This is a genomic window from Oxalobacteraceae bacterium OTU3CINTB1, assembly GCA_024123955.1.
Classification (GTDB): domain Bacteria; phylum Pseudomonadota; class Gammaproteobacteria; order Burkholderiales; family Burkholderiaceae_D; genus Rugamonas.
This window is the reverse complement of the sequence record CP099652.1, coordinates 5,762,844-5,774,998: the sequence shown is the minus strand read 5'-3', so window position 1 is coordinate 5,774,998 and position 12,155 is coordinate 5,762,844. Positions and strand designations below refer to the sequence as shown.

The following is a 12,155-nucleotide window of genomic DNA, read 5'->3' as shown; positions in this document are numbered from 1 at the left end:
AGGAGCGAGTGCATGAAAAATCAACTTTCAACTGGTATTGCAGCCGCTGTCGCCGCCGCCGGCAGCCAAATTATTCTGGGTCAGCAGTTAGGTGTCAGCCAGCAGGCCATTAACAAGTGGTGTAAGCAGGGCTGGGTCCCACTCATGCGCGCCGGCCAGATCGAAGCCCTCTACAACATCTCGCGCACGCGCCTCGCCAATCCGAAGATCGTCGCGCTGCTCGGCGCCACCAAGGCCACCCCCACCCAACCGAAGGAACCGCAATGAGCAACCCCGACATCACCCACGCGATCGCCCGTGCACGCGACGTCTACGGCTCCGTGCCAAACGCCGGCCAGGTGCTCGACTACTTGGAGGCCGTCATGGCCGCCGAAGCGGAAGCCCTGGCCGCCACAGATTGGCGCGAGCGCGCGCTGAAGGCCGAGGCCGCGCTGGCCGGTGGTGCAAATGCAAGCATCGCCGAAGGAACCCATATCAGCGTTGGCGGAGCGCCGGTGGCGGGTGGCGCGCTTGACCGGGCCGCTGCCGCGATGGCCGCCGAGTCCGCGCAGATGGCTGCGGACGCCGAGCGCATGGCCGCGCGCGCCGGCCACGTGGGCGCGGCCGATCCGCTGCAAACCCGCATAGACGCTGCCGTTGGGGGTGGCCTGCTGGACGACATCAAAGCGTTTGTCGAAGAGGTGAACACCGCTGCCGCGTGGGCCATGCCGGCGCCGGCGCAGACCGTCGACCTGGTGCTGACGATCGACACCAGCGCCATCGACGCGGCGCTGGCGAAGGTCGAGCAGCTGAAGGTGGCGCTGGCCGAGGTATCGGGCACCACCGCCCCGTGATCAAACACAAATCTGAAGGCCCGGGAGGCCTGGAGTAGTTATGTCAAACCCCTGGTTCCGCATGTACGCCGAGTTCGCGCATGATCCGAAAGTGCAAATGCTTTCCGAAATCATGCAACGGCGTTACGTGATGATTATGTGCATGCGTTGCAGTAACGCGCTTGTAACGTTACAAGAAGATGAGATCGCGTTTCACTTGCGTATCACGGCCGCCGAGCTCGTCGAAACGAAGGCACTTTTCGTCGCGAAGGGTTTCATCGACGAATGCTGGGACCTGCTGAATTGGGACAAGCGCCAGTTCAGCTCGGACTCGAGCGCACAGAGGGTGAAGGCGCATCGGGAACGCAAGAAGGCCGCTGAAAAGATGACCAGAAACGTCGATGTAACGTTACCGAAACAGAAAGCTAACGCCCTAGATACAGATACAGATACAGATACAGATACAGATACAGAACAAGAGCAAGAGCAAGTGCATGCGACCGTTCCGGCCGCCGCACCGGCCCAGCCGCAAAAACCGGCTGAACCGAAAAGGCCTCGCAAGCCGACGAAGATCCCTTTGCCCAACGGGTTTGCGCTCTCCGATGCGGTCAAGGCATGGGCCGCCACCAAAGGCCACAACAATCTGCAAGCGCACTTCGACTCGTTCGTCGGCAAGGTGCGCGCCAACGGCTACTGCTACGTCGACTGGGACCAGGCCCTACAGAACGCGATCCGTGAAGACTGGGCGAAGCTCGGGCAGAAGCAGCTCCCGCTGACCGGTGCCGCCGGGCCGCCGCAGCGCCCATCACGGCATAGCGGCTTTGAAAACCTCAACTACTCGGAAGGAATCGAAAATGGACGCATTACCTGAACGCGCGGCACCGGTCTCGATCAAGCAATCGGAAAAGCAGGACGTCTGCGAGAAGCATGGCGAGTTCACCAGCATGGGGTTCCAGATTGGGCGCACGATGCGCTGGCAGGGCTGCCCTGAGTGCTCCAGACTGTTTGCAGAGGCGCAGCGGGAGGAGCAGGCCAAGAGCGCCGCTGAGGCCGCGCAGCGCGCGCTGGAGCGGCGCCTGGACCGTTCTGGCATTCCGCTGCGCTACCGCGCCAAGGACTTCGCGTCGTTCACCGCCGCCGATGACAAGCAGGAGAAGGCGCGGAGCATGGCGATGGAATTCGCCACCAACTTCGCCGAGCACTTGGCGCGCGGAACCTTCATGGTGATGTCGGGCCAGCCGGGCACCGGGAAGAGCCATCTGGCCATCGCCATCGCGCAGTCGATCATGGGCAGCCACACCGCCCTGTACACGAGTGCGATCGATGCGGTGCGGATGATCCGGAACACCTGGCGCCGCGATTCGCCGAAGTCGGAGACGGACGTGCTCGACATGCTCGCCGGCGTGCACTTGCTGGTGCTGGACGAGGTGGGCGTGCAGTACGGCACCGAGGCGGAGCAGGTGAGCCTGTTCGACATCATCGACAAGCGGTACCGCGACATGATGCCAACCATCCTGCTGACGAACCAGAACAAGGCCGGCATGAAGGCCTTCCTCGGCGATCGGAGCTTCGACAGGTTGCGCGAGGGTGGGCAGTGGGTGACGTTCGATTGGGAGTCGCATCGCGGCAAGGTGGCTTCGTGAGCGGGAACGTCAACCTCACGCTCCGCGTACAGCGCGCGCTGGCGGAGGCCTCAGGCCACCGGCTGCAGGCGCATCGGCTGGCGATCGCCGCCGACGCAACATCGCGCGAGTTCAACAAGCGCGCCGCCGACATGGTCGCGCGCGGCGTAATTTCGCGCGAGAAGATCCGCGATGCTGGCCATGCCTACTACTGGTACAGCTTGAACGCCGCCCAGCTGGCCAAGGCAAAGCTGCTGATGGCGCTGGCCGATGTCGATCAGACGGCCGGCGCCGCGCTGGTCGTCGAAGAAGTTGATTTACCTGGCCGCCTGTCATTCCTGCGCATGCTCCGCGATCAGACGGTCTTTGGCAACCATGTAGCTCTGTCGGCGATCATCGGCGACTACGAGCGCACGGCAAGATTGCGGCGCGCGGCAGGGTCATGAACATCAGCACCAGGCGCGGCACAGCGCCCAGCACCACCAAACGAAAACCAGGGAGCAGCAAACGATGAACCGAGAATTTAAACACCTGCAGCAACTGCGGCCGTCGAAGAGGGCAAACTGCACAGCGACCGCCTTTGTCATCCCGCTGATCATCGGCTGGTACGCCGGCTACGACATGCTGGAGCGCGGCATGTCGCAGGCATTCTGCCTGTTGTATTCCGTCGGGCTGGCGGTGCTCACCTGGACCTGCCCGATCTGGCCGAAGGAGCCGCGCAATGGACAATAATCGCGAGCTGCTGGGGGTGATCGGCGCCACCGAGAGGAAGCGCGAGAAGCTGACGCTCGGCTGGCGCGGCGCCACCACCAGACTGCCGGACGTCACGTTCGTCGAAGAGCAGCCGGCGCCGGCCGCGCGCGCGCAGACGGCCGCCGCGCCGGTGCTGCGCGTGGACCCGTGGACGAAGCCGGATCCAGTCGACCTGTGCCTAGAGTTGTGGAAGAACTGGATGGCCGGCGACAGCGACCGCGACCTGGGCGCCAAGACCATGCGCGGCCTATGCGGCGAGGGTGACGCCCACGGGGTCGACCTGCACGAGGCCCAGCAGGCGAATGACATCCGGATCGCCCAGGCCACCAACGCGGTGATCGACAGTATGCCGCGCCTGCACGTGTGGGCGATCTACCGCGCCTGCAGCCTGGCCAGCGTCTGGCGCTTCCCGAATGCGTCGCTGGTGGATGTGGCGGCTGAAGCGCGAGCCGAACTTGCCACGAAGCTGCGGAGAAATATTTGCACGGCGCTGTTGTTTTAGCCGGCCCGCAAAACTGTCTCGCTAATACAAAAGCCCGCTGCCAATGGAAGCGGGCTCATTAATCGCCGGAAGTAAGAAATCGTACTACGCCGCTTCTAATTCTTCGATGTCGAAATGTACACGCATACCCAAGGCAGAAACGATGTTCACCAGTGCATCTATCGAAAAGCGCGACACTCGACCCCGCAGGAGGTCGTTCATGCGAGGCTGAGTAACGCCACAGTGCTCCGCAGCCTCAGCCTGTTTCCAACCCTTGTCACGAATAAACTTAGTGACCAATAGAATCAATTCGCCACGAGCTTGCAGATTCGCAGCTTCGGCTGGGGTGTCTGCGAGGGCATCCCACACATTGTCGAAAGTTTCAATTTTTTCCATTTTGCTCTTCCTTTACTTGTTTATAGCGTTTCTTCGCTAAATCAATATCGGACTGCGCTGTTTGCTCGGTCTTTTTCTGAAATGCATGAAGTACAAATACTGTGTCTTGGAACCTTGCTGTATAAACAACCCGGTATGTTCCTGACTCATCCCAAACCCTAAGCTCTTCAACACCGGTCCCAATGGTCGGCATCGGTTTGAAGTCGTCAGGCTGTTCGCCAATCTGGACCTTGTGAAGTTGGAAACCGACATCCTGCATTGCGTCGCCAGCAAAATTGCGGATTTGCTTCAGGCTATCTCCCACAAAAGCTAATTTTTTCATTGGGCGTTGATCAAATTCGATTCACCGATTATATCCATATCAGGATAATTGTCCAATGATTTCAGTCGGAGTTTGTGATGTGCGTCACATGAAGCTGGCTTTTTCATAGCCCTATGCGTGAAGTGCACAATTTCAATGTGATCTACATCACATCGCTTGCGTTTCGGAGAAATGCTGGTATCATTCAAGCACAGGCAAACTCCGTTCGCCTTGAATTAAGTTCACCGCGCACCGATTGTCGCGGGAGCAAGCCACCCTAGAGGTGGCTTTTTCTATTCCGGCGCCATTGTCGCGAGGCTGCCATGCCCAGCACCATCCCACCCAGCAAGCAGCTCATCCGCGACTACATGGACTCGCGCACGCGGTCAGACGACCCGCCGCCTACGTCGGACGAGATCCGGCTCCAGCTAGGCTGGTTCATGCTGCCGCAGAATCGACTACCCGACCGCGACGACGAGTAGGCGTCAGGCCACCGACAGCACCAGTTCGCGACCCAGCGCTGACAGCGCCGCCGCGACGGTGTCGATCTTGGTCGAGTGGCTCAGGTCGAGAATGCGCGTCACCTCCTGGGGCTTCACGCCCATGCGGCGCGCCAGTTCGGCGGGGATGACCTTCTGCGCCAGCATCTCGTTGAGCAGCAGGACTTTCGCGCACAGGCCGGTCGGCAAGGTGATCAGCCGCTCGCCTGGCTTCGGCTTCGACGGCGCCGGCACAGGCCGACGGTCCTCGAAGTAGAAATCCATCGCCGTGATCAGCGCATCGCGCGCCATGTCGAGCGCTTCCTGCTCGGTATCGCCCTGCGTGAGCGCCTCCGGGATATCGCGGAAGGTAACGACGAAGCCGCCGGTTTCGGGTGCAAAGGTAGCTGGATATTTCATGGTTTCCTTGAGGTGCGGTGAGACGGAAAGCCCCTTGCGGGGCCATCCTATTTAAGTTTGAGGGCTTTCTTGACGCCTTCGACAATTCCCGTTTTAAGTTCCTTGCTAGGGTGTCTCGGAAGGATGGACTGTTCGCCGTTCAGATAGACCTTCAAGTGGTTCGTGCCTTCCTTGAATGTCGCCCCGTTCTGCCTGAGCCACCTTACAAACTCACTCTGTTTCACCACACCTCCTTTCGTTGTTTCGATGTGATCAGTATAAACAAAAATGCTTATGTTTACAAGATAAATATAAACATTTTTGCTTATAGAGGAACTGGCCGGCCGCGTGAGTACACCGCGCCGCCAGCAACGGAGGTGCGCCATGAAGTAGCTCCAGCCGGACTATTGAACTGTCACCCAATCGGGCGCCTGCGGGCGTGCTGGCGCAAGCCGAACTGATCGCCGCCAACGCTGTAGGCGGCGCCTCGCAAGAGGCGCTACATCAGGGGGTATTGGTAGGCCTTAGATGGCTAGCTGGGCGCCCGGTGCGCCAGTGCCCACCTGATGTGGTGAATACGCAGGACTACCAAGCCGGAGACGCACGGCACCGGCCGCCACAATAATTCGCTGTACCTGCGTTAATCCCGATGCTTCGGCAGAGGATGAGACCGTCGGGGCGGCAAGCAGCATCGCGGTTCAGGCCTGGGAGATCCCGGGCGCCGCTCCAGTTTGCAGATGTGGCCGAGGGTCGGAGTAACCGCGTTCTATCAACGGATGCGACCGGCCGTGGCAAGGCGCCCGGGGTTAAAGCCGGGAAATCGCGGGTTCGATCCCTGCCATCTGCACCAGCGTCTCCCGTCCCGCTACCAAGCGGACGTTCGCCGCCTCGCGCTTGCTGGGCGGCTTTTTTATTCGATGTTCCATCCGGCGGAAGTCTTCTGTGTTGCCAAAAGATGCGCACATAACGCTACACGATGCCTTTTGGTCAACTCCATATGAAGGCGCTGTTCGGCCGTCGCACGTTGGAGCCAATCGGAACTTGGTGCGTTCGCTCGATCCATGATGAATTCGGACTCGGCCAACGTAAGGCCGATTAGAACCTCATCGCCCTCGCTATTTATTGAGAGCGCTCCGACATGGCGTAGTTGGGCTCGTGTGTTCGCGTCAAAATTCATGTGATAAATGCACGACTGAAATGAGTCACCTCGACTAATTAAGTCTAACAGAGTGGGATATCCCAACTAAGCACAATTCCGATAGGAATGGGTCGCACTGTAAAGGGCGGCCTTGTGCATCTCAATTCATCGACGTCTTTATTATTTTGGGTGCACATTATGGGTGATATCGGATCGGCCATCATCGGCGTGTTCGTCGCGGGCGGCGTCATTGGCGCCACCGCCGCGACTGCTGCCATCTACGGCCTGCCGTGGCTGTTGGCGCTGGCAATGCCGACGCTTCGCTCGCTGGTGGGCTGATATGAGTCTGCGCGCCGCAATCCTGATCGTGTGGGGCGTTGATCGCCCTGCGCCGATCCAATCGACGCCGTCCGCGCCAGCGCGCGCCTACCTGTACCGGCTGGGTAAATCGTGAGCGCCGCCGACTACGACCGCTGGGTATCCATCGCCATGCAACTCCTCGGCATGCAGCGCGACATCGCGCAGCGCCAGGTGCGCGGGCCTGGATCAACCAAGATGGGGATGTGACCATGATGAAGCGCAACGGATGGATCGCCCGCTTCTGGCTCAACTACTACGGCATGCGTCGTGATTTCGGCGTGTTCTATTCCCTGCGCGCCGCTTGGCGCACGATGCGCTGATGGCTAAGCTGCACAACCTCAAGCCCCGCATCACCGCCGCACCTGCCCGCATCGCCACGATGACACCTGGCGCATGGCGCGCCGACAAGACCAGCAGCACCGCGCGCGGCTACGGCTACAAGTGGCAGCAAGCCCGCGCCGCCTACCTGGTCAAGCATCCCTTCTGTGTGTATTGCCTGAAAGAGGCGGGCATTCCCCAATCCGATGACGCAGTGGTGGTTGGCATGGCCTGTATGTCCAAGGGCATTGGCCTGCCGATGGCTACCGTGGTCGACCACAGCGTGCCGCATCGAGGCGACATGGTGATCTTCTGGGATAGCAGCAAGTGGCAGTCGTTATGTGCCACACACCACAGCCGCGACAAGCAGCGCGAGGAGATGATGGGATGAGTCCCGCTTACTGCACCTACTGCGGCAACGACCATCCCGTCGAGCTGTGCCCGCACACCTATGGTGGCAGCGTGGCTCGGAACCATTTGCGATGCACGTACTGCGGAGCAACAACACACACAGCGACCTTCTGCAAGCACACCGCAGCAGGGCAGGGCAACCGCAGGGCTGAACCGGGCGGCACGTTCCTGGATTGATTCAGTAACTGATGGTGTCTTGCGAATGGTTCGGGGATGGCGATTTGGGTCAGATTTATTTAGCGGCCCTTGGTGGCGATCTTCGCTGAGTGCCAACAGAGGATCGAATCTTCTTTTTTATCGCTCTAAAGGGCTGTGCTCAAGCCCAATTGGAAGGGTGGGGCGGGTCTAAAGTCTAGAGCCTTTCCCGGCCTAGACCGCGTGTACCCCATTCGCAGATTTTATTTCCCCCTGAGGACAATGTTAATGGCTTTAACAGGCAAAAAGCGGGTGTTTGCCGATGCCGTTTTGGCCGGCCGCTCCAATAAAGACGCGGCTATCGAGGCGAAATACAGCGCGACCACGGCATCGGCGGCAGGGTCACGCCTTGTTAAAGATCCTGATGTCGCCGCATACCTTGCCGCCCGCCGCGTTACCCCAGCTGCAGCGCCAGCCACTGCGCCCAAGTCGCCAGTCACGGACCCTGATGACGAGAACGTCGACCCGCTGAACGGCGCGCACTATGTCGACCCGAAAGAGTTCCTTGCCGCCGCTATGAACGCGCCTGAGCTGGACATGCGCCAACGCATCGACTCGGCCAAGGCGCTGATGCCCTTCACGCATCAGAAGCTGGGCGAGGGCGGCAAGAAGGATGGCAAGCTGGACGCCGCCAAGACCGCGGGCCAAGGCCGCTTTGGCGCACCGCCACCGCCGCCCCGCCTGGTGGTGGGCGGTAAGAAATGAGTTTCTCGTGGTCTACCGCCTGCCTTGACTGGGAGGAGCGCATTGCTGCGGGCCTGACCCTGACGCCATGCCCGCCGCTTTTTCCGGAACAGGCAGCCTTAGCCTGGGCGATCTTCTCCGAACTGCGCATGGTCGACGCGCCCGGCAGCCCGCGCATGGGCGACGTGGTCAAGCCCTGGGTGCGCGAATTCGTCGAGGGCATCTTCGGCTCCTATGACGCCGACACTGGCCGCCGCATGATCAAAGAGTTCATGCTCTTGATCAGCAAGAAGAACGGAAAAAGTACGATCGCCGCCGGCATCATGTTGACGGCGCTGCTGCTGAACTGGCGGCTTGAGGGTGAATTCATCGTCCTGGCGCCGACCAAGGAAGTCGCCGACAACAGCTACAAGCCGATCGCCGCGATGATTCGCGCCGACGACGAGCTGGGCGCGCTACTGAAGGTTCAGGACCACATCCGGACCATCACGCACCTGCAGACGAACGCCACCCTCAAGGTGGTGGCAGCCGACGGCGAGACTGTATCGGGCAAGAAGGCCATCGGCGTTTTTATCGATGAGCTCTGGCTGTTCGGCAAGAACCCGCGCGCCGACGCGATGCTACTGGAAGCCACTGGCGGCCTGGCATCCCGTCCCGAGGGTTTCGTCATCTTCGCGACTACTCAGTCCGACGATCCTCCAGCTGGCGCCTTCCTCTCCCGCCTGTTGTATGCGCGCGGCGTGCGTGACGGCCGCATTGTCGATCCGGCCTTCTATCCCATCCTGTACGAATTCCCCCAGCACATGCTCGACGCCGGCGCGCACCGCGAGGTGAAGAACGCCTACGTGACGAACCCGAACATGGGCGCGTCGGTCGACGAAGAATTCATCGCGCGCGGCTACCGCCAGGCGCAAGAGAAGGGCGAAACCGAGTTTCGGGGCTTTCTCGCAAAGCACTTAAACGTCGAGATCGGCCTGGCGCTGCGGTCCGACCGCTGGGCTGGCGCCAACCACTGGGAGCAACAGGCGCTGCCTAAGCTCTCGCTGGACGCCCTGATCGCTCGCTGCGAGGTCATCGACCTTGGCATCGACGGCGGCGGCTTGGACGACTTGCTTGGCTTCGCTGCCGTGGGGCGCTGCCTGACGACGCGCGAATGGTTCGCCTGGACGCACGCCTGGGCCCACCCTTCGGTGCTTGAGCTGCGCAAATCCGAGGCGGCCCGGTTCCATGACTTCGAAAAGGATGGTGACTTGACTCTGGTCGAGCGCATCGGCGACGACGTCTCCGAGCTGGTCAGCATGGCCGCGCAAGTTTGGAGCTCCGGCAAGCTGGACAAGATCGGCGTCGACCCGGCCGGCCTGGGAACGATTCTCGACATGCTGGAAGCCGAGGGCATTCCGGCCGACTTGATCGTCGGCATCTCGCAGGGCTGGAAAATGAACGGCGCCATCAAGACGACTGAGCGCAAGCTGGCCGCCGGCGAGTTCTGGCATGGCGGCCAGCGCCTCATGAACTGGTGCGTCGGCAACGCAAAGGTGGTCGCGGTAGGCAACGCGATCACGATCACGAAGCAGGCGAGCGGCACAGCCAAAATCGACCCGCTCGCTGCTCTATTCAATGCTGTGACGCTGCTTGCGTTGAATCCTACCAGCAACACTATTTCCCAAGGTTACGTAGAGCTATGACGAAAAACACATCGTGGGACGACGTGCAGCGCCGTGCTGCGGTGCCGGGGTCGGCGATCCTGACGCAATGGAAAGCTGAGCGTGAGAGCGCGCGCCAAGTCTCGAATGTCGCATACAGCGCCGACGTGATGGAGGCGTTTGGTGTCAGCGAATCCGGCACCACGGTATCCGCGACCAGCGCGATGCGCGTGTCGGCCGTGGCCGCATGTGTCGCCAAGATCGCCGGCGCTATCGTCAGCATGCCGATCCACATCTATCGAATGGCCGATGGCGACGTGCCAGATCGACTTCCGCGCGATGCGCTCTGGTATCTACTGAACGAGCAGCCATCGCCGCAGTACACCTCCGCCAGCATGTGGGAGGGCGTCAGCATGGCGCAACTGCTGCGCGGCGATGGCTACGCTCTGATTCGCCGAAACATTCGCGGCGATGTGCGCGAGATCCTGCCACTGCCATGGGGCTCGGTTTCGCCGATGCGTCTGCCGGATGGCGTGCGTTATTACGTCAACCTGACCTCGCACGGCATCTCGACCTGGTTCGACCCGTCCGACATCCTGCACTTCCCGGGCCTGGGCTTCGACGACGCCACCATGCGATCCATGTCGGTCATCCAGTACGGCGCGCGCAATGCCATCGGTAATGCGCTGGCCATGGATGAATACAGCGGCAAGTTCTTCGAGAACGGCGCCCACCCATCCATCGTTCTGAGCAGCAAATCCAAGATGAATCCCGAGCAGATCACGGACCTGCAGTCGGCTTTCGTGCGCAAATACTCCGGCATGAGCAATTCCCATCGCCTGCCGCTCGTGTTGACGGAAGGCTTGGAGGCGAAAGAGATCAGCCTGAACGCCGAGGACGCCCAGCTGCTTGAGGGCCGGAAGTTCCAGGTGCTCGACGTCGCCCGCGCATTCGGCGTACCGGGTTTCATGATCAACGAGTCCACCGGCGCCACCAGCTGGGGCTCCGGCATCGAAAGTATCGGCCGCGCCTTTGTTCAATACACCCTTCAGCCCTGGCTTCGCAAGATCGAACAGGAACTGAACCGCAAGCTATTCCCGCGCGACACCGGAAAGTTTGTTGAGTTCTACCGTGATGCGCTGACCGAGGGTGACCTCGCGGCCCAGGGCGCCTACTTCCGCATCGCCCTGGGCGGGCCGGGCGCCGGCGACGGTCACATGACCATCAACGAAGTCCGCCGGATCAAGCGCCTGGCGCCAGTTCCCGGCGGCGATGAAATTTTCCGCGCGCCGCGCGACACCGGCAAGCCGGCCAACAAATCAGCAACCGAGGAGCCGCCAGCGCCATGAATAAAATTCTGCAACTGTACCTGGACAACGCTAAGCGCGAGAAGCAGGCATTCAACATGGTGCGCAACGAGGCCGAGGCCACGATGTACATCTACGACGTCATCGACCCGTACTGGGGCGTCAGCGCCAACTCGGTGATCACCGCGCTGAATCAGGTCGCCGACGCGCCTGTGCTGCACATCCGCATCAACTCTCCGGGTGGCAGCGTGTTCGAGGCGCGAGCCATCATCGAGGCCATCAAGCGCTTCGCCGGCAAGACCATCGCCCACATCGACAGCCTGGCTGCCAGCGCGGCCACTAGCATTGCGCTGGCGTGCAACGAGGTCGAGATCTCCGATGGCGGATTCTTCATGATCCACAACGCCAGCGGCATGGCATGGGGTGATAAGGCCGACATGCGCAAGACGGCCGACCTGCTCGAGAAAGTCGAGGGTTCGATTATCGCTGAGTACGCGGCCGAGACCGGTCAGACCGCCGAACAGATCGTGGCATGGATGGAAGCCGAAACCTGGTTCGACGCCAGCGAGGCGATCGCCGCCGGCTTCGTGGACCGCATGCAGTCCACCGCCAAGGTCGGCAACACCTGGAACCTGGCGGCGTTCGCGAAGGCTCCCGTCGCCATCCATGCGCCTGAGGCGGCGCCCGCTCCGGTAGTTGCGCCGCCAGTCACTGCCGTCGATCCAGCGCCCAAACCCGCAGCCGAACCGGCTGCTGAGCCGGAGCCGGCCGAGCCTGCGCCCTGCATGAAACAAGCAAACATCAACCTGCTCGCCCTGCTGCAAGCCACGTAAAGCGCTCTCGCGCACACCCGCCG

At 61.3% G+C, this 12,155-nt stretch carries 17 protein-coding genes and 1 tRNA gene; 14 read left to right on the top strand and 4 right to left on the bottom strand.

Annotated features, from left to right (window positions below):
- Window positions 1-12: 12 nt before the first annotated feature.
- From NHH73_25040 to NHH73_25010, 7 genes are all read left to right on the top strand, one after another.
- Entirely contained in the window at window positions 13-267 is a 255-nt protein-coding gene (locus tag NHH73_25040) for a helix-turn-helix domain-containing protein (protein ID USX25804.1), read from the top strand.
- The gene (locus NHH73_25035) at window positions 264-833 is read left to right on the top strand and encodes a hypothetical protein (protein USX25803.1); all 570 of its coding nucleotides are present in this window, start codon (window positions 264-266) and stop codon (window positions 831-833) included. Before NHH73_25040 ends, NHH73_25035 begins: the two co-directional genes overlap by 4 nt.
- Window positions 834-873: 40 nt before the next feature.
- The gene (locus NHH73_25030; protein USX25802.1) at window positions 874-1,683 is read left to right on the top strand and encodes a hypothetical protein; all 810 of its coding nucleotides are present in this window, start codon (window positions 874-876) and stop codon (window positions 1,681-1,683) included.
- The gene (locus NHH73_25025) at window positions 1,667-2,455 is read left to right on the top strand and encodes an ATP-binding protein (protein USX25801.1); all 789 of its coding nucleotides are present in this window, start codon (window positions 1,667-1,669) and stop codon (window positions 2,453-2,455) included. The genes NHH73_25030 and NHH73_25025 overlap by 17 nt, the downstream gene beginning before the upstream one ends.
- Entirely contained in the window at window positions 2,452-2,880 is a 429-nt protein-coding gene (locus NHH73_25020) for a hypothetical protein (protein USX25800.1), read from the top strand. The genes NHH73_25025 and NHH73_25020 overlap by 4 nt, the downstream gene beginning before the upstream one ends.
- A 64-nt stretch (window positions 2,881-2,944) precedes the next feature.
- Window positions 2,945-3,166 (top strand): hypothetical protein, encoded by a 222-nt coding sequence (locus NHH73_25015; protein ID USX25799.1) that lies wholly within the window; start codon window positions 2,945-2,947, stop codon window positions 3,164-3,166.
- Entirely contained in the window at window positions 3,156-3,689 is a 534-nt protein-coding gene (locus tag NHH73_25010; GenBank protein USX25798.1) for a hypothetical protein, read from the top strand. Before NHH73_25015 ends, NHH73_25010 begins: the two co-directional genes overlap by 11 nt.
- Before the next feature lie 84 nt (window positions 3,690-3,773).
- On the opposite strand, the gene NHH73_25005 is transcribed toward NHH73_25010, so the two are convergent.
- From NHH73_25005 to NHH73_24990, 4 genes are all read right to left on the bottom strand, one after another.
- Complete coding sequence (locus NHH73_25005) at window positions 3,774-4,064, bottom strand: XRE family transcriptional regulator (GenBank protein USX25797.1); 291 nt, start codon at window positions 4,062-4,064, stop codon at window positions 3,774-3,776.
- Window positions 4,051-4,386: a type II toxin-antitoxin system RelE/ParE family toxin gene (locus NHH73_25000; GenBank protein USX25796.1), complete on the bottom strand. Its 336-nt coding sequence runs from the start codon at window positions 4,384-4,386 to the stop codon at window positions 4,051-4,053. Before NHH73_25000 ends, NHH73_25005 begins: the two co-directional genes overlap by 14 nt.
- A gap of 464 nt (window positions 4,387-4,850) precedes the next feature.
- Window positions 4,851-5,264, bottom strand: coding sequence for a type II toxin-antitoxin system HicB family antitoxin (locus NHH73_24995; GenBank protein ID USX25795.1), 414 nt, complete (start codon window positions 5,262-5,264; stop codon window positions 4,851-4,853).
- Between the two features lie 47 nt (window positions 5,265-5,311).
- Window positions 5,312-5,488: a type II toxin-antitoxin system HicA family toxin gene (locus NHH73_24990; GenBank protein ID USX29703.1), complete on the bottom strand. Its 177-nt coding sequence runs from the start codon at window positions 5,486-5,488 to the stop codon at window positions 5,312-5,314.
- Window positions 5,489-5,976: 488 nt separating this feature from the next.
- On the opposite strand from NHH73_24990, the gene NHH73_24985 reads away from it, so the two are divergent.
- The 7 genes from NHH73_24985 (at window position 5,977) to NHH73_24955 (ending at window position 12,132) form a co-directional block, all read left to right on the top strand.
- Window positions 5,977-6,093, top strand: a tRNA-OTHER gene (locus NHH73_24985).
- Window positions 6,094-6,579: 486 nt separating this feature from the next.
- Window positions 6,580-6,720 carry a hypothetical protein gene (locus NHH73_24980; protein USX25794.1) on the top strand — a complete coding sequence of 47 codons (141 nt, stop codon included), beginning with the start codon at window positions 6,580-6,582 and terminating at the stop codon, window positions 6,718-6,720.
- Between the two features lie 337 nt (window positions 6,721-7,057).
- Window positions 7,058-7,450, top strand: a complete 393-nt coding sequence (locus NHH73_24975) for an HNH endonuclease (protein ID USX29702.1) — start codon at window positions 7,058-7,060, stop codon at window positions 7,448-7,450.
- A 443-nt stretch (window positions 7,451-7,893) separates the two neighbouring features.
- Window positions 7,894-8,370, top strand: a complete 477-nt coding sequence (locus tag NHH73_24970) for a terminase small subunit (protein USX25793.1) — start codon at window positions 7,894-7,896, stop codon at window positions 8,368-8,370.
- Entirely contained in the window at window positions 8,367-10,034 is a 1,668-nt protein-coding gene (locus NHH73_24965) for a terminase large subunit (GenBank protein ID USX25792.1), read from the top strand. Before NHH73_24970 ends, NHH73_24965 begins: the two co-directional genes overlap by 4 nt.
- Window positions 10,031-11,341 (top strand): phage portal protein, encoded by a 1,311-nt coding sequence (locus tag NHH73_24960; protein USX25791.1) that lies wholly within the window; start codon window positions 10,031-10,033, stop codon window positions 11,339-11,341. The genes NHH73_24965 and NHH73_24960 overlap by 4 nt, the downstream gene beginning before the upstream one ends.
- On the top strand, window positions 11,338-12,132 hold the full coding sequence (locus NHH73_24955) for a Clp protease ClpP (GenBank protein USX25790.1): 795 nt from the start codon (window positions 11,338-11,340) through the stop codon (window positions 12,130-12,132). Before NHH73_24960 ends, NHH73_24955 begins: the two co-directional genes overlap by 4 nt.
- Window positions 12,133-12,155: the final 23 nt, after the last annotated feature.